General features: G+C 61.2%; 15 protein-coding genes and 2 pseudogenes. 9 read left to right on the forward strand and 8 right to left on the reverse strand.

Features of this window, described 5'->3' with window-relative positions:
- A pseudogene (locus IRZ31_RS09630) lies at nt 1–658 on the forward strand (hypothetical protein); the annotation flags it as partial.
- Between the two features lie 170 nt (nt 659–828).
- Here the strand turns inward: IRZ31_RS09630 and IRZ31_RS09635 are convergent.
- Entirely contained in the window at nt 829–1,509 is a 681-nt protein-coding gene (locus IRZ31_RS09635; RefSeq protein WP_297152854.1) for a zinc ribbon domain-containing protein, read from the reverse strand.
- Nucleotides 1,510–2,386: 877 nt separating this feature from the next.
- Here IRZ31_RS09635 and IRZ31_RS09640 point away from each other — a divergent pair.
- The 4 genes from IRZ31_RS09640 to IRZ31_RS09655 all read left to right on the forward strand — a co-directional run bounded on the left by IRZ31_RS09640 (nt 2,387) and on the right by IRZ31_RS09655 (nt 6,843).
- Nucleotides 2,387–3,595, forward strand: coding sequence for an extracellular solute-binding protein (locus IRZ31_RS09640; protein WP_297152856.1), 1,209 nt, complete (start codon nt 2,387–2,389; stop codon nt 3,593–3,595).
- A gap of 143 nt (nt 3,596–3,738) precedes the next feature.
- Nucleotides 3,739–4,686 (forward strand): ABC transporter permease subunit, encoded by a 948-nt coding sequence (locus IRZ31_RS09645; RefSeq protein ID WP_297152858.1) that lies wholly within the window; start codon nt 3,739–3,741, stop codon nt 4,684–4,686.
- 36 nt (nt 4,687–4,722) lie between these two features.
- Nucleotides 4,723–5,607: an ABC transporter permease subunit gene (locus tag IRZ31_RS09650; protein ID WP_297152860.1), complete on the forward strand. Its 885-nt coding sequence runs from the start codon at nt 4,723–4,725 to the stop codon at nt 5,605–5,607.
- A gap of 42 nt (nt 5,608–5,649) precedes the next feature.
- Nucleotides 5,650–6,843 (forward strand): ABC transporter ATP-binding protein, encoded by a 1,194-nt coding sequence (locus tag IRZ31_RS09655; RefSeq protein ID WP_297152862.1) that lies wholly within the window; start codon nt 5,650–5,652, stop codon nt 6,841–6,843.
- Between the two features lie 250 nt (nt 6,844–7,093).
- On the opposite strand, the gene IRZ31_RS09660 is transcribed toward IRZ31_RS09655, so the two are convergent.
- Nucleotides 7,094–10,195 (reverse strand): discoidin domain-containing protein, encoded by a 3,102-nt coding sequence (locus IRZ31_RS09660; RefSeq protein WP_297152864.1) that lies wholly within the window; start codon nt 10,193–10,195, stop codon nt 7,094–7,096.
- Nucleotides 10,196–10,930: 735 nt separating this feature from the next.
- On the reverse strand, nt 10,931–11,968 hold the full coding sequence (locus IRZ31_RS09665; RefSeq protein WP_297152866.1) for a LacI family DNA-binding transcriptional regulator: 1,038 nt from the start codon (nt 11,966–11,968) through the stop codon (nt 10,931–10,933).
- A gap of 469 nt (nt 11,969–12,437) precedes the next feature.
- On the opposite strand from IRZ31_RS09665, the pseudogene IRZ31_RS21375 reads away from it, so the two are divergent.
- Together IRZ31_RS21375 and IRZ31_RS09670 are read left to right on the forward strand one after the other, a co-directional pair.
- Nucleotides 12,438–13,001 (forward strand): annotated as a pseudogene (locus IRZ31_RS21375) (malectin); the annotation flags it as partial.
- 60 nt (nt 13,002–13,061) lie between these two features.
- Nucleotides 13,062–15,206, forward strand: coding sequence for a malectin (locus IRZ31_RS09670; protein WP_363325656.1), 2,145 nt, complete (start codon nt 13,062–13,064; stop codon nt 15,204–15,206).
- Between the two features lie 193 nt (nt 15,207–15,399).
- Here the strand turns inward: IRZ31_RS09670 and IRZ31_RS09675 are convergent, their stop codons facing one another.
- The gene (locus tag IRZ31_RS09675; RefSeq protein WP_297152869.1) at nt 15,400–15,912 is read right to left on the reverse strand and encodes a hypothetical protein; all 513 of its coding nucleotides are present in this window, start codon (nt 15,910–15,912) and stop codon (nt 15,400–15,402) included.
- Nucleotides 15,913–16,388: 476 nt separating this feature from the next.
- Here IRZ31_RS09675 and IRZ31_RS09680 point away from each other — a divergent pair, with 476 nt between their 5' ends.
- Nucleotides 16,389–17,333, forward strand: a complete 945-nt coding sequence (locus tag IRZ31_RS09680) for a LysR family transcriptional regulator (RefSeq protein ID WP_297152871.1) — start codon at nt 16,389–16,391, stop codon at nt 17,331–17,333.
- A gap of 167 nt (nt 17,334–17,500) precedes the next feature.
- Here IRZ31_RS09680 and IRZ31_RS09685 read toward each other — a convergent pair whose 3' ends face one another.
- The 4 genes from IRZ31_RS09685 to IRZ31_RS09700 all read right to left on the reverse strand — a co-directional run bounded on the left by IRZ31_RS09685 (nt 17,501) and on the right by IRZ31_RS09700 (nt 21,730).
- On the reverse strand, nt 17,501–18,931 hold the full coding sequence (locus tag IRZ31_RS09685) for an alkaline phosphatase family protein (RefSeq protein ID WP_297152872.1): 1,431 nt from the start codon (nt 18,929–18,931) through the stop codon (nt 17,501–17,503).
- A gap of 206 nt (nt 18,932–19,137) precedes the next feature.
- Nucleotides 19,138–20,409, reverse strand: a complete 1,272-nt coding sequence (locus tag IRZ31_RS09690; protein ID WP_297152874.1) for an MFS transporter — start codon at nt 20,407–20,409, stop codon at nt 19,138–19,140.
- 177 nt (nt 20,410–20,586) lie between these two features.
- Nucleotides 20,587–21,165 carry a GNAT family N-acetyltransferase gene (locus IRZ31_RS09695; protein WP_363325657.1) on the reverse strand — a complete coding sequence of 193 codons (579 nt, stop codon included), beginning with the start codon at nt 21,163–21,165 and terminating at the stop codon, nt 20,587–20,589.
- Nucleotides 21,166–21,328: 163 nt separating this feature from the next.
- The gene (locus IRZ31_RS09700; RefSeq protein ID WP_297152876.1) at nt 21,329–21,730 is read right to left on the reverse strand and encodes a cupin domain-containing protein; all 402 of its coding nucleotides are present in this window, start codon (nt 21,728–21,730) and stop codon (nt 21,329–21,331) included.
- Between the two features lie 509 nt (nt 21,731–22,239).
- Between IRZ31_RS09700 and IRZ31_RS09705 the strand changes: the two genes are divergently transcribed.
- Nucleotides 22,240–24,267 (forward strand): cellulose binding domain-containing protein, encoded by a 2,028-nt coding sequence (locus tag IRZ31_RS09705; RefSeq protein WP_297152878.1) that lies wholly within the window; start codon nt 22,240–22,242, stop codon nt 24,265–24,267.
- Nucleotides 24,268–24,284 lie beyond the last annotated feature (17 nt).

Consider the following 24,284-nt stretch of genomic DNA (forward strand, 5'->3'; position numbering starts at 1 on the left):
CACGCTCTTCAGGACCCAGGAAGCGACCTTTTTGGACAAGGGGCAGGCGGTGGCGATCACGGTCGATGGTTCGCAGGGCGCCCGTCTCTTGCCGGCCAATGGCACGCTGCTACAGCTGATGGAGAACGATGATCCGGGTCCGGTGATGGTCAACGGCAAGCTGGTCAACGCCGGCGTCTATACGGAGCCGAGCGGCTTACCGGTCAAGGACAGCAGCTTCGATGTGACGGCGGTCCATAGCAGCGATGCTGTGGCCACCTTCTCGCAGATCGCTCTCACGGGCAATTTCTTCAATGGCATGCGGGGCGACATGAATATGGTGCTGACCCTCAATAAGGCCCGCCTGACCGGGGTGATTTCGGCTTCGCTGGCGCGCCATGCCGTGAGCACGATCACCTCAGCCAACTATCAGCAGTTGGGCGAAGTGAGCAATACGCCCTCGCCAGTTATTAACAATGGGGTGATTGTGACGCTCAACGCGGGATCACGCTGGACGGTCACCGGGACCAGCTATCTGAGCAAACTGGTGCTTGCTCCGGGCGCGACCCTGACGGCGCCGCCGGGCTACACACTCACCCTGACAGTCGATGGGGTTGCGAGGCCCATTGTCGCCGGCCAGAGCTACAGTGGCAACATTGTGCTGACGGTGCACTCATGATGTGGGATGCAGAGGCCGGTGAGGGTGGAAGGCTGCCCTCGCGGCTCTCGCCCCTGGGACTGAGGGGGGCCGCTCCTGCCTGAGATCAGGTGCGAGGAACAGGGGCCTGCCGGAAGGGGATGGATCACCTGCGATCGCTTCCGGCAGGCTCTCGGCTGTGCTGGACGGCCCTAGGCGTTGCCTGGCTGGCCTTGCGATGGAGGGGAGGCGCTGGCGGGAGGCGTTGGCGTCAGCGAGGCGCCGCAATTGCCACAGAAGCGGGCCGCGACGACGCGCTCGTGACAACTGTCGCAGGTTACCTGCTCGGGCGCTCCGGTGCTGCTGGCCGGGCCGGCTGCCAGGGTGGCGCCGCAGAGATGGCAGTGCTGGGCCGCTTCGTCGTTGAGGGCTCCGCAGCGCGCGCAGTAGAGGCCGTGCAGGGTGCTGGTGCTGACGCGCGTAGCCTGGGCCTGGAGGCAGTAGGTTTCGATGGCTTGCCAGACGTCCTGGTAGAAGCTAAAGTTTCCAATGCCGCGGATCAACGGGAAGATCAAGAGTGGCGGGAAGAACAAGGCGCTCCAGAGCATCCCTGTGAGCGAGCCTTCTAACCAGTGACTCTGGCCGACACTGACGCTGATACCATCGGGTAGGCGCGAGATGCTGACGCCGAGAGCGGTACGCAGGCGTCCACTCCAGGGACGCGCCTGCGCGATCTGGACCAGAACGTGATCCCCCTGCCCAATCTTCTGGGCGATAGTGCTGAGCGTGCTACCTCCCCAGCCGAGATAGCTGTAGTTTTGGCCAAAGGTCTGGACGAGGTAGTCGGCCAGACCGTCCGGGGAAAGGCTGCCGTGATAGATGCGCTGTTCCATGTGCGAGCCTCCTCCTTTGCTAACAGTCAGATCGGGACACGCCCTTAAAGGGAAACAAACAGGCTGATCAACGCTGAGAGACCCGGCTTCCGTAGCTGGGCGGCCTCGGGCGGTCTTCACCACTGGCCGCCCGCAAGAAAGGGAGTCGAGAGGAGCACGAAAGAGCATGAAGTAGGTTTGGATAGGCGGAGAGAAGCAGAGAGAAGCAGCCCACTGCTGTGCAGCACTGACAGAGACTGCCAGGTCGCTGACGTGAACATCGCTGGTCCTCCTTGGACACCGAGCTAAGCAGTGCGGCCCGCGCGCGGCCCTGGCGGGTAGCACCCGTAGCACTCTGCCAGTCCGCCCGGCTGCTGGGCTGCCACATGGTTGTCTCAGACGCTGGGCAGTCTTTCCTGTTTTGCTCCTGAGTCTCTCCTGACTAGAGATGCCAGCCTGCTTCTATGGTAGCAGAAAATGCGTGATAAATCAATTGTTCTCCTACTGGGTGCCATACTGCCCTGGTGAAGTCGCGTGACGAGCCTTCCCGGAAGCTTGCTCCTGCGGCGTTGGGCGAAATATAACTGAGCCTTAACAACTCCTGCCTGATCTATTAACCTCCTCTTAGCATAGCCGCCCTACCATGAAGAAGCGTGAAGAGAGCAAGCGTACGGAGAGACTGGGCCTGCGCTCTGTGCTCCGCCTCGGGCCTGCCTGCCGTTGACCTGCTGTCTCGCCGTTTGTCCATCTGCTGGATGCGCTTGCTTTTGCCTGTTCTAATGAGAAGTAGGGATTGCTGCTTCAAAAGAAGAATTAGCATGCTGAACCAGCAGTTCTTCTCACGTGACCGTGTAGCCTTATTCTCCGTGCATGCCAACGATCAGGAGGTAGCCTTTTGATGCGCCCTAGACGTAGCCAGGACCGGGAACTGCTCCTGTTGAATGACATCTTAAGCCAGCAGAGCCGCCGTCGCTTTCTGCAGCGGGTGGGCCTGGCTGGCTTCTCGGCCAGTGCTCTGGCGGCCATGCTTGAAGCCTGTGGAAGCACGAGCAGTGGCAGCAGTGCTACCAGTGCCAGTGTCGACATGGCCGGTCCCATCAAGATGGAGACACTTATTGCTAATGCCAAAAAAGAGGGTCAGCTGCAGGCTGTGGGCATCCCGCCCGAGTGGGCTGACTACAAGGACATTCTGGCCGGCTACACCAGCCATTATGGTCTGCCCATCTCCTACAAAGCCGAAGCCGAATACTCCTCAGCTCAGGAACTGGAGGTCTTCAAGAACTCGAAGACACGCGCCCACGGTGACATTGGTGATGTCGGCTTCAAGTTCGGCCCTCTGGCTGTTCAGCAAGGTCTGGTTGCTCCCTATAAGCATGCCCACTGGGACGACATCGACGCCAACCTCAAAGATCCCAACGGCTACTGGTGCACCGAGTATTATGGTGCGCAGGCGTTCGTCATCAATACGGACATTGTCAAGAAGCCACCGACCTCTTTCGCCGAGTTGCTGCGCGGCAACTATAAAAATATGGTTGGCATCGATGGCGACCCGCGCCAGGCCAACGATGCCTTTCTGGCCGTCTTTGCCGCCGCCCTGGCCAATGGGGGCAGCCTTGACAATATTCAGCCCGGCATCGATTATTTTGCCCAGCTCAAGAAAAGCGGCAATTTCACGGTCGCTCGCTCCAGCATTGCCAATATTTCGACCGGCGAGGTGGCCATTGCCGTGATGTGGGACTACCTCGGGCTGGGCTTCCGCGATCAGCTGGCTGGCAAGCCCCATCTGGAGGTGATCATTCCCTCCGATGGCTCGATCGCTGGTCCCTATGTTTCGGTGATCAATAAGACGGCGCCCCATCCTTTCGCCGCCCGCCTCTGGATCGAATATATTTTCTCTGACGAAGGCCAGCTCTTCTATCTGAAGGGCTACGCTCATCCGGCCCGCTATCAAAAGCTGGTAGCCGCTGGCAAGGTCCCCCCTGACCTGGCGGCCAAGCTGCCACCTGCTGAGCAATATGCCAATGTGCGCTTCCCGTCACTGGCTCAGCTCAATGCAGCTTCGACCCTGGTCAATAATAACTGGGGCCCACAGGTGCTTGGCTCCTAGCCGGGCGAGGAAGGCAGGAGAGAAGGAAGCGTTCTCGACGGGGCGGGCGCGCTCGTCTGGCCAGTCCGCCTGGTCCTGGTGGGTTGGCCGAAGAGGGCGCTCGGACCTGTGATCGGCTGCTCATCTGATCAGGAGGTGTGCCCATGCTCGTACGGGCGCGAGATGAGAGGGAGGTGCAAACTCAGACCAGCGTTGCCAGCCGAGAGATCGGCGGCCAACCTCAGCGCCGCGTCTGGCGTCTGGCTGGCCTGATTGCCTGGTCGGTGCTCATCCCTTTCTTGCTCTTTTGTGTGCTCTTCGAGCTGCTCCCGGTGATCATCACGATTCAGGGAAGCCTGACGAATGGTGGCACCACGGGGTTGAGTCTGGCTAGCTATCAGCGGCTCTTTGCCCAGGCCAGTAATCTGCGGGCTTTCCAGAACAGTATCGCTCTCTCCCTGGTCACGGCGCTGATCGGGGGGCTAGTCGGCGCTGTAGCGGCCTATGGCCTGGCCAGCCTGCGCCAGGGATGGCTGCGCAATCTGCTGGTCAGCTTCTGCAGCATCGCCGCGAACTTCGCCGGTGTCCCGCTGGCTTTCGCCTTCATCGCGACGCTTGGGGTCACCGGCTTCGTGACGGTGGCTCTGCGCAACTGGCTGCATCTCGATCTCTACACGCTCGGCTTTAGCATCTACCAGTTCTGGGGCCTGGTACTGGTCTATGTCTATTTTCAGCTCCCGCTGATGATCCTGGTGACGCTGCCCGCCTTGAGTGGACTGCGCCCGGAGTGGCGTGAGGCCGCCGTCAATCTAGGGGCCTCGCCAGCGAGTTACTGGTGGCGCGTAGCCCTGCCTATTCTCTTCCCTTCGCTGGTTGCCGGGACCATGCTGCTCTTTGCCAATGCCTTTGGGGCCTTCGCTACGGCCTATGCTCTGGCTCAAGGGAATATCAACCTGGTCCCCATTCTGATTGATTTTCTGGTCAATGGCAACGTGACCGTTGACTTTGGCCTGGGTGACGCCCTTGCCGTTGGCATGATGGTCGTGCTGCTGACCGTGGTTGCGCTCTATACGACGATGCTCAGGCGGGCAAACCGCTGGCTGGGCCGCTAGCGGGCAGAGACGCGCGCAAGGATAAGGAGGAGAGGCATGCAACAACCGATGAGCCACTGGCGCGGACTGCTGGCGGCCAGACTGGCGCTCGGTCTGGTACTGCTCTATTTGCTGATCCCGCTGGCGGCCACCCTGGTCTTTGGTCTCAGCGGCGGTCACGGCTGGGGAGATCTCTCGGCCCTCAGCGCCGTCTTTGGCGATCCTGATTTCTGGCTGACCCTGCTGACCTCGCTGGGGCTGGCGGCGGGAACTACCTTGCTGGTCGTGCTGCTGCTCACCCCCACCGTTTATCAGGTACGGCTGCGACTGCCGCAGGGGCGTTTTCTGCTCGAAGCCCTGGCTCTGCTCCCTTTCGCGGTGCCACCCATTGTGCTCGGGACTGGCCTGCTGCAGGAATATAACGGCGCCGCCGCCAGCAGTCCGTTGGTGGCCCTACTTTCCTTGGGCCTGGTGCCGTTACTGAGCAACGTATTTCCTCTGCTGGACATTCCTCTCTTGCTCGTCTGCGCCTACGTTATTGTGGCGCTGCCGTTTGCCTATCGAGCCATTGACAACAGCCTGCGCGCGGTCGATGTCAGGGGCCTCACAGAGGCAGCGGCCAGCCTGGGGGCGGGTTGGTGGCAGACGCTGCTACAAGTGATTCTGCCCAATATCTGGCCGGGCGTCTTGACTGCTGCCCTGCTGACCTTTTCGACGGTGATGGGTGAGCTGACGCTGGCTAGCCTCTTCAATACCTATACCTTCCCGATTTATCTGAACATGACAGGACAGAATGATCCGCATCGGGCGGCCTTGCTGGCGGTGCTCAGCTTTCTGCTGACGCTCTTCTGTGTCCTGGGCATGGTGCCGGGCAGCCGTCTCCAGGCTGGGGCAGGTCGGGCCGCCCTACCAGGGCAGATCGAGGGGGCGGGACTGCGCTAAGTCGGCTGGTTAGCTAGTGAGCATGGCATAAGGATAACGCGTATGGCTTTTCTAGAACTGCAGGAGCTGACCAAATCCTTTGGAAAAACGCGGGCAGTTGAACGCCTCTCTTTGGAGGTTGAGCGGGGGGAGTTCCTGACGCTCCTGGGGCCGAGTGGTTGTGGCAAGACTACCGCCCTGCGTCTCATCGCTGGTTTTGAGCAACCGGATGCCGGGCGCATCCTGCTTGACCAGGAGGAGATCACTACGCGCCCGGCCAACCGGCGCCCGATGGGCATGGTCTTTCAATCTTACGCTCTCTTCCCGCATATGACCGCTGAGCAGAACATCGCCTTTGGCTTACGACTGAGGCGCCTGCCTTCTGCCCTGATCCGCCAGCGCTGCGAGGAGCTGCTCGCCCTGGTAGGGCTGGCCGAGCGAGCGCGCAGTTATCCGCATCAGCTCTCGGGCGGACAGCAGCAGCGCGTTGCTCTGGCGCGCGCCCTGGCTGTCGAGCCGAAAGTGTTGCTGCTCGATGAGCCGCTCTCGGCGCTGGATGCGGCGGTGCGTGTGACCTTACGCGAGGAGATCCGGCGCATTCAACAACAGCTTGGGATGACCGTCATCTACGTGACCCATGATCAGGAGGAGGCTCTGGCGATCTCCGACCGCATCGCTGTCATGGCCCGCGGTCGCCTTGAGCAGCTTGGGGCGCCCGAGGAGATCTATCGCCGTCCGCGCACGGTCTTTGTGGCGGGCTTTGTCGGGGCCAGTACTCGCCTATCTGCCCGCCTTGAACGCGCGGCAGAAGGCCGCTGCCGCCTTGATGGGATACTCCTGCGTGTTCCGCCTCAGCCAGAGCTGAGCGATGGCTCTGCGGTGCTGCTGGTGGTGCGCCCGGAGCTGGTCACACTGCGCCAGCTCGACGAGGCGAGCAGTGCAGCCGCGGATGGTGGTCCGGGTCAGGAGCAGGAGAATGCGCTTTCGGGTACCGTGGAGCTGCGTACCTTTCTGGGAGCGGTGACGCGCTTCCGCGTGCGCGCCGCTGGCGGTCAGCTCTTCACGGTTGATTTGCCTGGTCTGCAGGCCGGGACCCTGGTTCCCGGTCAGCGTGTGCTGCTCTCTTTCCCGCCTGAAGCCTGTCTGGTTCTGCCGCTTGAGGAAACCGGCTCGGAGGTGGCAGCGCTTCCTGAGTGGCCTCCTGCCGCTGCCGGGCAGCCAGGTCCCGAGCGCGAGCCGCAGCCGGAGCATGCTTGAGCGCGGTCCGTAACTGCCCTGGGTGGCCACTGGCCTGGCTGTCTGCCGCGCTGGGCCTGCTTCCCTGCCCGTGTGCGAGCAGAGACAGAGAAGCGCCCGCTGGAAGAGGGTGGCCATGATGGCGCGACCTCTTCCCAACGGGCGCGGCGGGCCAGGAGGAGCGAGCAGACGAGCGAGCGACAGTGACCCTGGCCCGCGGACACTCACGGTCGCGGCGCTCCGACTGGGGTGCGCCATGCCGGGGGTGCCATCAGGAGTGGGTATAGATGCCGAATTCCCAGAGCGAGTAGCCGTAAGGAGTGCCGCGCGCTGTTCCGTAAAGGCGCACATAGCGCCCCGAACCGCTCACGTCGAAATCGTCGACGCCGCCGGTCCCGCTGGTCGTCGAATAAATCGTTGTCCAGGTGCTGCCATCGTTCGACACCTGGATCTGATAAGCCGAGCCGTAGGCCACCTCCCAGACCAGCTGAATATGGCTAATCTGCGTCACCTGGCCCAGATCGACCATGATCCATTGGGGATCGCTCCAGTCGCTGGCCCAGCGCGTTGACAGGTTGCCATCGGTGGCATTTGACGGTGGATATGGGGCGCCGTTGCCGGTTGTCTGGTAGGACGAGGCTGTAGTGGGCTTGCCAATAGCCACATTGGTCCCGTTGACAGGTGGAGGCACCACCTTGAACGAGCGCGTCTCGATGCCAACATTGCCCTGGCCATCGTAGGCGTACAGATAGACCTTCCAGGTGCCCAGCACCTTGGGCGCCGTCACCGTGAAGGTGCTTGTGCCTGTCTGGCTAAAGATGGCATAGCTCAAGCCCGTACTGCCATCGATGTACTTGCTGCAGAACATGATGTTGTAGCGCAGCAGATTGCCGCCGGGATTACTGACGCTGGCGCTCAAAGTAAACTGGCCGCCGGCTGGCACCGTGTTTGTGCTCACTGTCAGGTTGGAGATCACCGGTGGGGTGCTGCTTGCGGGCGGCGTCTGCCCTGTATAGAGCTGCTGAACTGTGTAGTACGCCAGCCGTTTCCAGCCGCCGGTTTTCAGGTTAAACCAGACGCCACCGAAATCGTTCTCGATGCCATAGTTGAAGAGCGTCGCCCCAAGCGCCACCCCGCTATGGCTGGTAATACAGTTCCAGGCGTTGGCGTAGCCCTGGGCCGACTGCACATCTGTGCTTTCCTGGGGGACGCCATTGGCATCGTTGGGCACCTCCCACTCACCCGGTGGCCCCGATTCGGTCACGATGTAGGGGACCGTATAGCCGCCGTTGATCCAATCCTGCTTGACGTTGCAGACCGCTCCGTAGGAGTTGACCGCGTAGAGATCCAGGTGAGGCGCATTGGCCTTGTAGTACTGCCAGGCGCCGGTCCAGGCGTCGGTCGAGGTTACTGGATGGTTCGGGTCGATGGCGTGAATCGCCTGGGCTATCTGATCGACGAACTGCGCATAGGCGTTGCGCTCCTGCTCCAGTTGGGTGCCCGAAAAGGTGTTCTGGAGGCTGAGCAGCACCTCGTTGCCCACGTCCCACATCAGGACCGCCGGGCTGTTTTTATAGGTGTTGACCAGGCTCTGGATGGCGCTGAGCTGGCTCGCCTTGTAAGCGCTGTCATTCACATAGTCCGCGCTCTGTGAGAGCCAGAAGCCGTTAATAACCTTAATGCCATAGGCTGCGGCGGCGTCGAGCAGCGACTGTGTACTGCTATCGGTTCCCCAGGTGCGGATCGTGTTGACGCCGAGGGCCTGCAGGTCGGGCATATAGGCCAGGGCGGCGGCGTTCGGAGGGCCGAAGGTGACGCCCTTGATCAGGTAGGGCGAGCCGTTGACCTGCAGTTGCCAGTTACCCTGTGTCCCTGTCACTTTGACGACACTGGCTCCGCTCGGCGTTGGCGGCGTCGTCAGAGCCGGCGGCGCTGTGCCCGTTTTCTGGTAGACTGCTACCGAGGCGATGCTCAAGGTGCCGCCCGAGGAGGTGGCGCTTGTGGGCGTTGTGCAGCCGCAAACGGTGTTTGGGAAGGAGCCACCGATGGCCAGATCGAAGATCAGGAAGAAGCTGTGATCGACGGCAGCCTGCCAGGCGCTCACACCGACCTGGCTCTCGCGCACGATCCAGATCTGCTGATTGTCCAGGTACCAACGGATCTGCTCGTCTGAGAGGCTGCGATCGATGATCACTGAGTAGGTGTGATAGCCGCTCTGGCAGCCTGGGCAGGTGGCCAGGCCGCTGGTCAGGCCGTTGTACTCATTGCAAGGGCCGCCTGGGGCGCTGCCGCAGTGCAGCGTTGCGATCTCAGCATTGCGCCCGTTGACATCTTCTAAAATGTCGATCTGACCGACAGCGGGCCAGTTCTGGTAGTTGCCGCGGTACTGGGCGCCCATAGCGCTGAAGGCTGGCCAGTAGCCGAGGCCGTTGGCCGGGTTGGGCTGTTTGATGGAGGCCGTGATTTGTAACATGCCTCCTGCTGGGGCGGCGAAGTCGCTGCGTTTGGTCTCGATGCGCCCTGATGTCCAGCTCCCATTGTTGTTAATAGCGGTGATATTGAGGTGATTGTTGCCGTCGAGATAAACGTTGCTGGTCGAGTTACTCATTGTCTCGACCTCGCCAGTGCCCCAGTTGGCCGCTCCGCCGGGGTAGCCTGTGCCGGTGTCGATGATCCAGTTATCTGCCGAGGGCGAGCTGCCCGCTGGCCCGCTGAAGTTATCGCTCCAGACCAGCGTCCAGCCGCTGCTAGAGGCTGGCAGGACCTCCAGGCCGTTGAGCTGGGCCTGATCGACGACAGAGCTGAACTGGAGGGTGATGGTGCCGCTGGAGGAGGCGGTGGCGGTGAATTCCTTGACGACGGCCTTGTTGGCACCACCGGCGGCGGCGAAGATGTCGAAGTTGGCAAGGACCGTTTGCCCGTTGAGGCTGACATTGAAGACGCGTTTGCCGGAGGCGGTCCAGTAGGTTTCGGCGAAGTGGAGGCGGACGGTGTAGCTGGCGCCCGGGGTTAGCGAGGGAATGGAGTAGGAGAAGTTGCCGAGGCGGGCGGTCTGGTAGACGGCCTGTGGGGCGGGATTGGTGACGCCGGCGGTGCTGATGGAGTTGGAGGAGGAAGAGGTGCCGCCGCCGGAGAAGTCGGTATCGGCGATGAAAGGCGAGGCCGCGGGCCCGCCCGCGTTGATCTGTATGGGGGCAGCGGCCAGCGCTATAGGCGCCCGAGCCAGCAACGCTGCTAGAGCACTCCATGAGCATAGCAGCGTTAAAATCAGCAGCCCGCGAATCAGGTGCGGCAGCGGCGAGGGCGGCGACGACGATGATGGCGATCTCTGTAACCCAGGCTGCCTTGCTACGTTGGGAGTAGGTGCGTCCATGACAACTCCTTTGCTTCTTTGCTGCACAAGTTGGTCGATCGGATGAGATCGCGGTGAAGCGGCAGAGCCGAAAAGCCGGCTCATCTCCCGCTCGGTCTCTCTCCCCGCCTGTCTCCAGGGAGAGAGGAGGCAGTGCGCAGTTCTCCCTCCTTTGTTTTTCGATAGTTTACGAAATCAATATCGGCAGCTTTGTCTTGAATATAGAGAATTCGTGGCTCTCTGTCAAGGGGCGTTGAAAATCCGAGGGCTTCTTTTCGAAAAAAGAGCGCAAGCGTCGAGACTTCTCTCCATCCTCTTGCTTATCTGGGGAGATCTTGCGGGCGTGGATGCCGTTGGGGCTGGCTTTGTCTTGTTATAAGTGTGGGCGGGGTGCTATCATAGCGATCTCCCTGCTCCTCAACCTCACGTCTGCCGCTGGGATGGTTGGCCTGGGAGAGCGAGGGCGCTCTGAGGAACTGGCTGCATGTCGCCTATAAAGGGACCCATCGATCGACCAGGAAAGGGGGGCGCACCTTCTATCAGCAGCGTCAGCCTTGTGGAGAGATCCAATCTCTGGAGATCATTCTCTACGAGAAGCCGCTCCTCTAGGAGCTGCGGTCAGCGGGCCACTCTGCTGAGGAACGGGCGGGACTGCCCGCCCGCGTCGCGCACTGTTGCGGGTCTTGCCTTCATCGCTCCCTTGGGGATGGGAGGGAGCGCGGGCCTCGTTGCCCGGCTCGACTCTCCTGGGTCGCTTCATCCCTGGTGCTGGCGCGGAGGACAGCACGATTGACGTTCCACCAGATGCGTTGGTAGTACCACGCGTGGCATCTCCAACTGCTCACCATTGATGAGGCGCAGCAGCATCGTCGCCGCCGTTCGGCCCAGCTCCAGGCGGGGCGCATGAATAGTCGTCAACGGTGGGTTCATGATCTCGGTATAGGGCAGATTATCGAAGCCCACCACGCTCATTTGCTCGGGGACGGCCAGCCCGCGCTCGTGCAGGGCCCGGTAGACGCCAGCCGCCTGGCGATCGTTGCCGGCGAAGATCGCCGTAGGTGGCTCGGGCAGCTCCAGCAAGCGCAGAGTGGCCTGGTAGCCGCTGGCCTCGGTGAAGTCGCCATCGCACTCCAGCTCTGGCCTCAGCGGTAGCCCTGCGGCATCCAGAGCGGCACGGTAGCCGGCGATGCGCTCGATGGCATCCCTGGCCGGGGAGGTCTTGCCGATGTAGGCAATGCGCTGATGGCCAAGCCGGAGCAGGTAGGTTGTGGCGACAAATCCTCCCTCCCAGCTCGTGATGCGCACCGAGGGCGCCATTGCCTGTAGACCCCCCTGGTTGTGAATCAACACAAATGGCAGGCCCGAGCGCTCAAGCTGCTCGATCGCTCGCTCCGATGGGAGGACTACCAGAATGCCATCGGTCGAGTGGTCGGTGACCGTGGTGATCCAGCGCACCTCTTCCTCCGACTTATAGTCGGTGGCTGTCAATACGAGGCGCAGGCCAGCCTCGCGCAATACCTGGGCCACTCCCTCCAGGATGGGCAGATAGTATTCGTCGTCCAGTCGCGGCAGCAGCAGGTCAACCAGGCCGGTCTTCCCTTTGCGCAGCGCCCGCGCCGCGCGGTTGCGCACAAAGCCGTACTCTTCGATAATTCGCTCGACTTTCTCGCGCGTCGGTAGCGAGACGTCAGCTCGCCCGTTCAGGACCTTGGAGACCGTGGGAACCGAAACTCCCGCTATTCTGGCAATTTGGGCGATCGTGGGTCGCCCGTCGATGTTGTGTCGTCTTGCCATTGACTTGTGCTGTGCTTGCTCCCCTCTGAAAGTTTCCGACCTATTATAGCACAGCTGCTGCGCAATCATCTGTGCTCTCCTTTGCTCCTTCCCTTCTGTTGTTGCTATTGCTGCCAACCCTTCAGCTCGCTCTCTTGACAAGCATAGGACAAATCCGTATAGTTTCTTCTAGAAAACGATTTCGATTTCTTTCGAAAAATGGCGAACCAGAGATCCCGGCCCCGCTGGCCCGCCTCGCCACAACCGGGGGGCTAACCGGGCCAGACAGCACAGAAAGGAGGCGAGACCCCTCTTGCCCGATTGTCTTCGCTGGACGTAGCTAGCCCGCGCACCAGCCGATCGGCTGCTCTGCCTGCTTACTTTTGTGCCGGCTGGCTTGGCTTGGCTTGACTTGGCTTGACTGGCCTGCTGGACTGGGCCGGGCCTCTCATCCTTCCTGCCGGCAGCGACCATTCAGAAAGGAGATGTCATGGACGCATATGCTCCCAGGGCGAAACAACGGCGCAGGATTGCGCAACAAGGTCTTTTGAGTCTACTGATCCTCCTCTCTATTTGCTCGCTCTTTCTCGTGCTGCCAACGCTCAACTCGGCCCCTCATGCCCATGCGGAGGCACCTGTGCAGATCAACGCGGGTGGGCCGGCGGTGGCGCCGTTTGTAGCGGACAGCTACTATAGTGGAGGGACAACGGCCAGCACGAGCACTGCGATTGATACGTCGGGGGTGACGAACCCGGCGCCGCAGGCGGTCTATCAGAGCAACCGCTACGGCAACTTCACCTACACGGTGCCGAACCTGACGGCGGGGGCGGCTTACACGGTGCGGCTGCACTTTGCCGAGACGTACTGGAGTGCGGCGGGCAAGCGAGTCTTTAATGTGAGCATCAACGGGCAGCAGGTGTTGACGAACTTTGACATTTATGCGGCAGCGGGAGGGGCGAACAAGGCGGTAGTGAAGGAGTTTAGTGTGACGGCCTCGACGAGCGGGACGCTAACGATCCAGTTCAGCACAGTGGTGGACAATGCCCAGGTCAATGGGTTAGAGATCCTGCCGTCGGCAGGTGGCACGCCTATCCCCACACCTGTCGCGGGCGCTGTGCAGATCAACGCGGGTGGGCCGGCGGTGGCGCCGTTTGTAGCGGACAGCTACTATAGTGGAGGGACAACGGCCAGCACGAGCACTGCGATTGATACGTCGGGGGTGACGAACCCGGCGCCGCAGGCGGTCTATCAGAGCAACCGCTACGGCAACTTCACCTACACGGTGCCGAACCTGACGGCGGGGGCGGCTTACACGGTGCGGCTGCACTTTGCCGAGACGTACTGGAGTGCGGCGGGCAAGCGAGTCTTTAATGTGAGCATCAACGGGCAGCAGGTGTTGACGAACTTTGACATTTATGCGGCAGCGGGAGGGGCGAACAAGGCGGTAGTGAAGGAGTTTAGTGCGACGGCCTCGACGAGCGGGACGCTAACAATCCAGTTCAGCACAGTGGTGGACAATGCCCAGGTCAATGGGTTAGAGATCCTGCCGTCGGCAGGTGGCACGCCTACCCCGACGCCTACCTCTACACCATCTCCGACCCCTACAGGGACCCCACCAGCGGGTACGCCCAATTTCGGGCCGAACGTCTACATTTTCGATCCCTCGATGCCCAGCTCGACCATTCAGAGCACCCTTGACGCCATCTATAGCCAGCAACAGACCAACCAGTTTGGCACCAATCGCTATGCTCTGCTCTTCAAGCCGGGCACCTACAACGTCACGGTCAACGTCGGCTTCTACACCCAGGTTCTGGGGCTGGGTCGCTCGCCTGACGATGTCGTGATCAATGGGGCGGTCAATCTCGATGCGGCCTGGATGAACGGCAACGCTACGCAGAACTTCTGGCGCGGCGCCGAGAATCTCAAGATCATTCCCTCTGGCGGCTGGAACAAGTGGGCCGCGGCTCAGGCCTCGCCGCTGCGCCGCGTTGACATCCAGGGCAATCTGCTGCTCTGGGATGGCGGTTGGGCCAGCGGAGGCTTCCTTGCCGACAGCCTGGTCACCGGTCAAACGCAGTCTGGCTCGCAGCAGCAGTGGCTCTCGCGCAACGACCAGCTTGGCAGCTGGAACGGCGGCGTCTGGAACATGGTCTTTGTCGGAGTCAACGGCGCGCCGCCGCCGAGCTTCCCCAATCCGCCGGAGACGGTCGTCAACCAGACGCCGGTGATTCGAGAGAAGCCTTTCCTCTATATCGACCAGAGCGGCAACTACTACGTCTTCGTGCCAGCGCTGCGCAGCAATAGTCAGGGAACAACCTGGGCCAATGGGACGCCAGCAGGTAGCTCGATTCCCATCAGCCAGTTCTATATCGCCCATCCTGGTGACTCGGTGGCCGCCATTAACAATGCCCTCGCGCAGGGCCTGAACCTGCTCTTCACGCCGGGAGTCTACCAGCTCAACGGCACCATCAACATCACGCGCCCGAATACGGTTGTGCTGGGCCTGGGGCTGGCGACGCTGGTGCCGCAGAATGGGGTCATTCCCATGACGGTGGCCGATGTCGACGGGGTCTCGATCGCGGGTCTTCTCTTTGACGCTGGTCCAGTCAACTCTCCGGTACTGCTCCAGGTTGGTCCCAGCGGCTCAGCGCAGAACCATGCCGCCAATCCGACCGTGCTCAGTGATGTCTTCTTCCGCATTGGGGGAGCTGGTCCCGGTCAGGCTACCCAGAGCCTGGTGATCAACAGCAACAACGTCATCGGTGATGATCTCTGGCTGTGGCGGGCCGACCACGGCAGCGGCGTTGGCTGGACCGTCAACCCTGCCGCCAACGGACTGGTCGTCAACGGCAACAACGTGACCATGTATGGTCTCTTTGTCGAGCACTATCAGCAGTACGAGGTCATCTGGAACGGCAATGGTGGGCGCACCTACTTCTTCCAGAACGAGATGCCTTACGATCCGCCCAACCAGGCGGCCTGGATGAACGGCAGTACGCGCGGCTATGCCGCCTACAAAGTAGCGAACTCGGTCACCAGCCATGAAGCCTGGGGCGTGGGCAGCTACTGCTACTTCAATGTCGATCCCTCGATTGTCGCGGATCGCGCCTTTGAGGTGCCCGATACGGCGGGGGTAACCTTCCATGACCTGGTGACGGTCTCGCTCGGTGGCGTGGGGACCATCCAACACATTATCAATAACACTGGCGGCCCCTCGAATTCGACCACGACCAATGCCTACCTGGTGAGCTATCCCTAGCTAGGGTTTGCCTGCTGCTGGGATAGGAGGGCTGAAAGAAAGAAAAAAGAAAGAGGGCACGAGGCCCCGCGAGAGCTGTGCAGGTGCAGGCTCGCTGCCCCGCTCAGCGCTCTCGGGGCCTGTTCGCGCAAGCGCAAGCGTCTCGTTTCTCCTCCCCTTCTGTGGACGGGCCAGTCTGTTCACTCCTCCCTCGTTAGAGGGCAGTGGCAACTGCCAGCTGCTCTGTCCGCTGCCTGTCCGCTGGCTGCCTGGTCTGCGGCTGCTCTGCCGGCGTGAAGATGACCTGGTCGGCTGTGCAGATGAAGGAATGGTTCCAGGTATCAAGGGCCTTTTCCCACTCTAGCAGATCTGCTTTCTGCTGCTCTGCAGTCAGCAGGCGGGCAAAGCCGTAGCCTGAGAGCAGCAAGGGAATGCAGATGCCTACCACGGCCAGAGCATATTGCAGGAAAGTGAATTGGCCGCTCGCGCAAAGCAGCATGACAGCGATAAGCGTGACGGTCTCTGTGATGCCACCTACGGTAATGGGCCAGAGGAGAAAGCTGCGCTCGCGCGGTGGGGCTGGAGGAGCCAGCCGTCGGTCCCCGCGCTGCCAACTCTGCTTGTAAAGCTCCGGTACAGATGCGACGCTTTTGCTCTGGTGACAGATCGGACAGGCTGGCATTGCTGTTGAGGGTTGGCGCTGCGATATTCTTGGAAGATCAATCATAGGTTCATCAGCTCCTTCGGCTTTTCTTGCTCGGATATGATAAATTCGCTTGATTTATGATGCCTCTTTCCTGCTAAAGAATAGAAGAAGGCAATCAGTGCAGGTCTGGTCAACAAGGAGCAGTATCTCCGCTGGTCTTTCTTTCTTAGAGTCTAGGAGCAAGAAGCGCCAGCTACCAGAGCCAGTCACTAAGGGTTACCCACACTCAAGCCAGGGGGAAGGCTCTACTCTTGAGAAAGGGGATGCGCCTGGTAGGTAAGGCTAGAACTGGTCTGAAGACGACTCTGACGATATCTGCTCGTCAGACGAGAGATGCTATACTCTAAGCAAAGCCTTGAGTAACCCTCGGGAAAAGTCCGGGCTGACCAAGAGCGCAGGCTATCTGCTTGCTGGCTTTCTTCCGACCGAAGGGAGCCAGACCCCTGCCCCGGACGGGTGTCTTGCTCGTCTGAACGACTCTTGCTGAAGACATACTTATGGTCAGGCATTGGCAACACAATGTGACCCTCTACCAATTGCGTATCTTCCTGGCGGTGCTGCGACACCGTAACTACACTCATGCTGCTGAAGAACTGCATCTGAGTCAGCCAGCGGTCTCGGCCCAGGTCCATGAGCTGGAGCATCTGCTAGGCTTGGCGCTTTTCGAGCAGGTTGGTAAGCGCCTGGTGCCCACACAAGCGGCGCTGGTCCTTGAAGAGCATGCCCGCAAGGTCATGGCGGAGATTGAGGCGGCGGCGGATGCCCTGGAAAGCCTGCATCGCATTGAAGCAGGCCGCCTCTCTCTGGTTGCCAGTACGACCATCGGCAACTACCTCTTACCTGTCACGCTGGCTCTCTTTCACCGTCGCTATCCTCGTGTCGAGATTGAATTGACCATTGAGAACTCCCAGGCAGTTTATGAAGAGGTGCGGACGGGTAGGCGTGAACTGGGGCTGATCGAGAGCCGTGTCGAAGCGCTTGATGAGAGCCTGCTGCTGACCCCTTATCGTCGGGATGAGCTGGTGCTGATTGTGCCTCCCTGGCATCCCTGGGCCCATCTGGAGAGTATCCCTTTAGCGGCTCTGCGTGAGGTGACGCTGCTCTGGCGCGAACCCGGGTCTGGAACGCGCAGCGTGATTGAGGCTGCTTTTCAACAGGCTGGAATGCAACCCCCGGTGACTATGCAGCTCGGCAGCAATGAGGCGCTCAAGCGCGCCGTTGCTGCCAATATGGGCGTGGCAATCATTTCGCAGGCGGCGGTTGCAGCTGAGGTTACCGCTGGCTGGCTGAGTACTGTGCGCATCGGCGATGGCGCGCTCCAGCGGACCTTGCATCTGGTTCAGCGTCGGGCGGGACATCTCTCGCCCGCGGCCCAGGCCTTTCTGGCCTTGCTCTTAGAGCCGGAGACTGAGCAGGCCACCAACAAGGCGCCGGACCGCTAAAGCGCCGCAGCTGTTGCCTGAAGATCATCGGCTTTTGGAAACTGGCCGGCTAGCCGGAGCGGGGAGACTCAGGGATGGGGGAAGTCAGACCCGTTTCCCCGGCTCCGGCCTTCTGTTGTGCCTGGACTGGAGGGGTAGTCTGGCCAGTGGGGAGATGAGGGAGGGAATCAGGGTGTGGCTGTCAGCGGGACTGGCCCAGGAACGGGCGTGAGCAGCAGCGGCGGTCGCGGCGGCTGCGAAAAATCGAAGTCAGCAACCAGATTCCCCAAGATCGGTACTTGCTCGCGGACTGTGGGTCGCGGGTCGGGGCGCCCATCGGTTTGAGGATTAAGGCGCTGCCCGTTGAGAAAGTCATCTTCGATGAACTTCAGGTAGGCGTCGAAGCTCAGCGTCTGGTGATCAATGAAACCCTGTCTGGCATAGGGACTGATCACAAGGCCAGGGACGCGCAGCCCATAGCCGTTAGCGTCGACGTGTGGAGGCACCACGTGATCATAGAAGCCTCCCCAGTCATCCCAGGCCAGGAAGATGGCGCTGCTCTTCCAGTCGGGGCTGCTCATGACGGCGTTGATGAGTCGCGTGACGTAGGCTTCGCCGGTGCTGACCAGGGCCGGGGGATGCTCGCTATCCTTGCTGTTAGGCACGATCCAGCAGACATTAGGAAGCTTCCCCTCACGGGCAGCTGTAAAGAAGTTTGACAGGTCCTCGATGTTGCCAAGCTGGTGATCCTGCTTGACGGTATCGAAGTTGGGAAGCGGGTTCCAGATGCCGGGTACGTGCGCCTGTTGTGGCGGTGGAGTGCAGATCATCTGGTCATCTTCGCAATCAGGCTCAGCTCCCTGGTCCAGATAGTAAGCCCAGCTGACATGGTGCTGGTAGAGCAGGTAGGTTAGATCTGTCCAGGCATAGTCGGCTTTGCCGGGAGCAGCCTGTTTAGTACTGACCGGCCCCTGGATGTTGTTGACGCAACTCATGGGATCGCCAGCCCGGCGGCAACGAGCGGACCAGGCTGAGACAAGGTAGAGATGCGAGGGCAGGCTCCAGGAGGCCGCCGATTCAAAGAGGTGATCCTGCAGTACGAAATCATGGGCGTAGGTCCAGTAGTTCGGGATCTCACGAGCGTCGTGGTAGCCCATGACATCCTCTGGCTGGGTTCCGCTGCAGATTGGATTCAAAGTCTGCCCGCAGCCTCGGCGGCCTTGCTCGGCCTGGCCAATAAAGCCATCCATCTTACCGCCGTCAATATCAGCGCGCGCGTTCGCAGCTCCGTGTGGACCACCACCGTTGAGGTCCTGGGTATCATGATAGGGCTTGACGCACTGCCTGGTGGCCGGGTCGGGTACACAGACCGTGGGGATGCCGTTACGCATGGGGATGCCGTCGGCCCCCGGGAAGGTACCAAAATAGCTGTCGAAGGAGCGATTCTCCTGCATGATGATAATGACGTGCTGGATAAGATGGATGCCTTGTGCCGGTTGCGTAGGAGGCTGAGGTGCGCTGCTGACACAGGCCGGTAGCAGCCCTGCCAGTAAGAGTGCTACAGCGAGCCGGCACCAGTTGCGCCGGCGGGATAATGATCGCTGCAAAGAATGTCTCATTGGTCCGGGTCCTCACTCATGATGTTCACTGAATATGCTCTTTCCGCGCAAAAAGTCTCTCCGGCTTGACTGGTGAGGCATATGGAGGGATGAACCTCCCCTTCAAGAGGATAGCAGACGAGACTCTAGAAAGTCTCAAGAATGGCTCAGCCTTTGACCTATTCGCTTGTGGCTAGCAGGTGGGACAGGTGAAGAAGAGGAGAGGCTTATGACCCTGGAGGAGGCTCAGAGGCAGTGCGCTCTTTCTCGGCTTTGTGGCTCTGTGGAACGCCTGGTGAAGCAGAGATCGACGGTTTGTCTGCGGCGCCAGCCATGAGGCTGATGCCCAGGCTCAGAAGGACGATGAGGCCCAAAGCGAGGCGCAGGCCCAGGAGGCTGGCCACAAAGCCGATGGTCGGAGGGCCAGCCATGAGGCCAGTGTAGCCGCAGGTGGCAACGGCAGCCAGGGCTGTGCTGGTGGCCTGGCCCTGGCCGGTAAGGCGCCCGGCGGCGCTGAGGGTCAGAGGGAAGGTAACGCCGAGACCGCTACCGATGAGGGCAAAGCCGAGTAAGGCCAGTGGCAGCCAAGGGGTCAACAGAACGAGTGTGAGACCGCTGGCTGCTAGCAGCCCCCCAAGACGTACCATCCAGCCCGCTCCCAGGCGTGTCGTGAGCGCGTCACCTACGCTACGGCTGGCCATCATCATGATGGAGAAGGCGGCGTAGCCAGTGGGGGCCAGGCCGGCCCCGCTGTGCAGGTTGCTGTTCAGGTAGAGGGCGCTCCAGTCAGCCATCGCTCCCTCGCCGAAGAGAGAACAGAAAGCGATCAGCCCCAGCGCCAGGGTGGCTCGTGTCGGACGAGCAAAGATGACTCGGGCGCCTCCCTCTTCCTGGCGTGCGCCCTGGTCGCTGAAAGAGGGCAGCAGGGCTGGTATGGCACCGAAGGTCAGGATAGCTCCGGCGAGGGCGATGCCGCCGAAGTGGGCCGGCAAGGAGGTGTTCCAGCCAGCGATCAGGCCGCCCGCAAGGGCGCCTCCCAGGCTACCCAGGCTGTAGCAGGCGTGGAAAGAGTTGAGGATGGGGCGCCCGTAGAGATGCTCAACGGCCACGCCCTGCGTATTCATGGAGATGTCCATTGCCCCGGAGCTGGCCCCTAGCAGAGCCAGAGCTATGATCAGGAATGGCAGCGAGGGCGCGAATGCAACCAGGGCCAGCATGAGACAGAGGCTCAGCGTGGCCAGGATGACGACCAGGCGGCTGCCATAGCGCGCTGCCAGATAGCCTCCGCCATTCATGCCGGCCAGGGCCCCGACGGCCCCGCTGAAGAGCGCCGTCCCCAAGGCTGCCGGCGCAAGAGAGAGCTGGGCCTGAATGGCGGGAATGCGGGCCGCCCAGGTCGCCAGCAGCACACCGTTGAGAAAGAAAAAAAAGGCTACAGCCAGCCGCGCATAACGTCGACGCGATGGGTGAGAGAGGCGCGTCCTTGCGGTTTGCTCCATCTGTGGTCTATGAACGCTTCCTTTCTGGTCTTTGCTCTGCTCTGGTTCCCCGGTCGATCTGCCGGCCAGAGCCTGCCTGCGCGCGAGCCTCGCGATCCTTCATTACCAGGATATACGCTCCGCGGGCCAGGATGCAAGGGCAGAATGGTTCATCCTCTCGTAACGGCTCGCTTTCGCCTACCAGCCGCTATATTCGGAAGCGAAAATATAGTAGCCCGGCTCCTCCAGCTCTTCAGGAAGCCTGCGCAGGCCAATCTTGAGCGCGACCTGTTGAGATGGCAGGTTAGCAGTTCTGATGCGCGCGATGACTGGGAGCTGTGGCAGATGATCCCGAGCGAGCTGCAGGGCCGTGCGGGCCATCTCCGTGGCGTAGCCGTGGCCCCAGGCGCTCGGCGTCAGGCGGTAGTAGAGGTTAAGAACGGTGTGCTCCCGCCAGCACTGCTGTTCCAGCCCGCCGAAGCCGATGACCGTCTGATCCCTGGCTAGCTCTATGGCCCAGTAGCCGAAGCCGTGCCTGGCCCAGTGGTGCCGACAGAGTCGCAGCATGGCCTCGCTACTGGCCAGAGAGCGGTGGACGCCCTCCGGGCTGTACTGGTAGGTGGCTGGATCGCCGTGCACGCGAAACATGGCTGGCCCATCCTCAGCCCGCAGGCGCCGAAGCAGTAGACGCGGTGTATGTACGGTACTCCAGATAGCTGCCAGCTCGCTAGCTGAGCGCCGGGCGAGCTGGGGCCGAAGGCTCTCGTCGTGAGTCAGCGGTGGTTTGCCTCCCCTCTTCGGTGGTCACGGTGACATCGCGTCGACCAGGGCGACTGCTTGCTCTCCCTGGGTCGCGACGCTCTGCTTCGTTCAGTCTATCACATTCGTCAGCTCTGGCAACCCTGGAGAGAAAGACAGGAAGGCGGACAGGAGGGTCTGCTTAGGCCTCTCCTTGATATTGCTCGTCGCTGACCGGCTCCATCCAGTCGGCTGTGCGTCCATCAAGCTGCTCTTGAATAGCGATGTGCGTCATCGCCGTTGTGGGGGCGGCGCCGTGCCAGTGCTTCTCACCGGGTGCGAACCAGACGACATCGCCTGGACGAATCTCTTCGATCGGACCGCCCCAGCGCTGGGCCCGCCCGCTGCCAGCGGTCACGATCAGGATCTGCCCGAGCGGATGGCTATGCCAGGCCGTGCGGGCGCCCGGCTCGAAGGTCACGCTGATGGCCCGCACGCGCCCAGGTTCCCGGGCTTCGAACAGTGGATCGATGCGGACGTTGCCCGTGAAATGCTCGGCTGGTCCTCGCTGCGATGGCTGAGAGCCACTTCGGCGGATCTCCATGATGCTTTCCTCCTCCTGCTGTGCTGATGGGGTAGGTAGATGATCACTCCTTGGGTGTCTCACTTGGGACCTGACCCGCCTGCTCACCGTGGCCAGGCCGCTGGCGGCCTGCCTGGAGCCACTCTATCAGTATAGCATCCAGAGACGCTCTCTTGCCTGATTGGGGGGTGGCAGGCCGAGAGGCCGATGGCGTGCAGGCACCATGCCAGGCCCTGCTGAGGTCAGAAGTCACGGGAGAGGTGACTGGCTCGTGCCGAAGGCAGAAGCGATTCGCACTGTGGCTGAGGTTGACTCTCTGAGGAAAGAGGAGCGAGAAAGCAAAAGGGAAGGGATACTCATGAGGAGGCCAGGGCTGCTGTCCAGATGCTCATCGTCTGTCGTTGATCTGCCAAGCAGACCTGGGCTATGGTGAGGCCGTGAAAAACACGAATACATCCCTCATCTACCTGTCCGTTGTCGCGGCAGACGCTGCTCAAGGCAAGGAGGGATCTACAAGGGGAATGTCCGCGATGTTTGCACGCCTAGGTGTATCCCGGCCTCACTGGGCGCGGGCAGTGGGCATCTGTGCTCTGCTGCTCTGCCTGCTCATCTCGGTGCTCGTGCTGCTCAACCCACTTGGCGCGCGCCAGGTGGCGGCTGCCGGCAGCGTTCAAGTCTCGGTCAATGCCAACCAGTCACTAGGAACGTTGACCGCGCTGAGCCGTGGCCTCAATACTGCCGTCTGGGATAGCAATCTGCTGGATAGCGCGGCCAATACCGACATCAAGAACGCTGGCATCGGCATGCTGCGCTTTCCGGGCGGCTCAACCTCCGATGTCTACCACTGGCAGACGCATTCCCTGGTTTCCGGCCAGGGCTGGCTTGATCCCAACAATACCTTTGACGCCTTTATGGGCCTGGTGCAGTCCGTGGGGGCCCAGCCGATCATCACCGTCGATTATGGCGCCGGTACGCCCTCGGAAGCCGCTGGCTGGGTCCAGTATGCTAACAAGGGAGGGCCTGGCTACAACGGCCCTGTGCCGACCTACGCGGGAGCCAGCAGTACCGGTCATACCTATGGAATCAAATACTGGGAGATTGGTAACGAGGTCTATGGCGATGGCACCTATGGAGCTAGCTGGGAGTACAACAATAATCCGCATACCTCGGCAGCCTATGCCAACAACGTTGTCGCCTACAGTCAGGCGATGAAGGCTGTTGATCCCACGATCAAGGTTGGTGCCGTGCTGACGACGCCGGGCAACTGGCCTGATGGCGTGACTAATTCCGCTTCGCCTCAGCCCTGGAACCAGACCGTTCTGTCGACGGCCTGCTCTGCCATCGACTTCGTCATCATTCACTGGTACCCGCAGAATCCGGGCAATGAGTCGGACTCGGGCCTGCTGGCCTCGACCAGCCAGATCCCGAGTATGGTTTCAACCTTGCGCTCGGAGCTGTCGCAGTATTGTGGCTCCCATGCCAGCGCCGTCCAGATTCTGCTGACTGAGACCAATTCGGTCTCTTCTAATCCCGGTAAGCAGACGGTCAGCATTGTCAACGCCCTCTATGAGGACGATGATTATATGACCTGGCTGGAGAACGGTGTGACGAGCGTCGACTGGTGGACGCTGCACAATGGCCCGGTGGCCGGCAATACCAGCTCGTCCCTCTATGGCTCGGCTCAGTATGGCGACTATGGGGTGCTGGCCAATGGCGGCTGTATCAGTGGGGGACCGTGCGAGCCGGCTGCCGATACACCTTTCCCGGCTTACTATGGCCTGCAGATGCTCTCGTATCTGGGCAATGCCGGCGATACGATGGTTTCCTCTTCATCTAATCAGACGCTGGTGGCCGTCCATGCGGTGCGCCAGGCCAATGGCAACCTGGCGGTACTGTTGATCAACAAGGACCCGAGCAATACCTATAATGTGACGTTCTCGCTGAATGGCTACACTGCCGCCAGCAGCGCCCGCGTCTACTCCTATGGTCCCAGCAGCAGCGCCATCAGCTCGACGAGCGTTTCGGGTTCGCCGCTGCCCAGTATATCGATCGCTCCCTATACGTTGACGACGGTTGTTTTTACGCCGGGCAGCGCGGCAACGGCCACGCCGACGCCGACACCCACGCCCAGGCCGACCGTGACAGCGACAGTGGCTCCCACGCCAACGCCGACGGCGACGGCGACGCCGAGGCCGCCTACACCGACACCCACGCCGACGACGACAGCCAGCCTGAGCTGTGCCGTGCATTATGCGGTCACCAGCCAGTGGCCGGGCGGCTTTAGCGCGAGCCTCACTATTACCAATACTGGAAGTACGGCGATCAACGGCTGGACATTGCAGTTCACTTTCCCGAGCGGTCAGACGATCACTCAGCTCTGGAACGGCTCCTACACGCAGTCAGGGAGCGCGGTGACCATTACGAATCTGTCGTATAACGCTTCTATTCCGCCGGGGGCTACGCTCGGCTCTTCACCGGGCTTCAACGGAACCTGGAACGGCAGCAATGCCAGTCCGACGGCCTTCACGTTGAACGGCCAAGCCTGCAGTGTTGTCTAGCAGCCAGGGAGTCGGTG

Source organism: Thermogemmatispora sp. (assembly GCF_019683635.1).
In the GTDB taxonomy this organism is placed as follows: domain Bacteria; phylum Chloroflexota; class Ktedonobacteria; order Ktedonobacterales; family Ktedonobacteraceae; genus Thermogemmatispora.

Bases quoted from the DNA above. Each gene is read 5' to 3' on its own strand.
- IRZ31_RS09635 (WP_297152854.1), bottom strand. From the start codon at position 1,509: ATGGAACAGCGCATCTATCACGGCAGCCTTTCCCCGGACGGTCTGGCC.
- IRZ31_RS09640 (WP_297152856.1), top strand. From the start codon at position 2,387: ATGCGCCCTAGACGTAGCCAGGACCGGGAACTGCTCCTGTTGAATGAC.
- IRZ31_RS09645 (WP_297152858.1), top strand. From the start codon at position 3,739: ATGCTCGTACGGGCGCGAGATGAGAGGGAGGTGCAAACTCAGACCAGC.
- IRZ31_RS09650 (WP_297152860.1), top strand. From the start codon at position 4,723: ATGCAACAACCGATGAGCCACTGGCGCGGACTGCTGGCGGCCAGACTG.
- IRZ31_RS09655 (WP_297152862.1), top strand. From the start codon at position 5,650: ATGGCTTTTCTAGAACTGCAGGAGCTGACCAAATCCTTTGGAAAAACG.
- IRZ31_RS09660 (WP_297152864.1), bottom strand. From the start codon at position 10,195: ATGGACGCACCTACTCCCAACGTAGCAAGGCAGCCTGGGTTACAGAGA.
- IRZ31_RS09665 (WP_297152866.1), bottom strand. From the start codon at position 11,968: ATGGCAAGACGACACAACATCGACGGGCGACCCACGATCGCCCAAATT.
- IRZ31_RS09675 (WP_297152869.1), bottom strand. From the start codon at position 15,912: ATGATTGATCTTCCAAGAATATCGCAGCGCCAACCCTCAACAGCAATG.
- IRZ31_RS09680 (WP_297152871.1), top strand. From the start codon at position 16,389: ATGGTCAGGCATTGGCAACACAATGTGACCCTCTACCAATTGCGTATC.
- IRZ31_RS09685 (WP_297152872.1), bottom strand. From the start codon at position 18,931: ATGAGACATTCTTTGCAGCGATCATTATCCCGCCGGCGCAACTGGTGC.
- IRZ31_RS09690 (WP_297152874.1), bottom strand. From the start codon at position 20,409: ATGGAGCAAACCGCAAGGACGCGCCTCTCTCACCCATCGCGTCGACGT.
- IRZ31_RS09700 (WP_297152876.1), bottom strand. From the start codon at position 21,730: ATGGAGATCCGCCGAAGTGGCTCTCAGCCATCGCAGCGAGGACCAGCC.
- IRZ31_RS09705 (WP_297152878.1), top strand. From the start codon at position 22,240: ATGTTTGCACGCCTAGGTGTATCCCGGCCTCACTGGGCGCGGGCAGTG.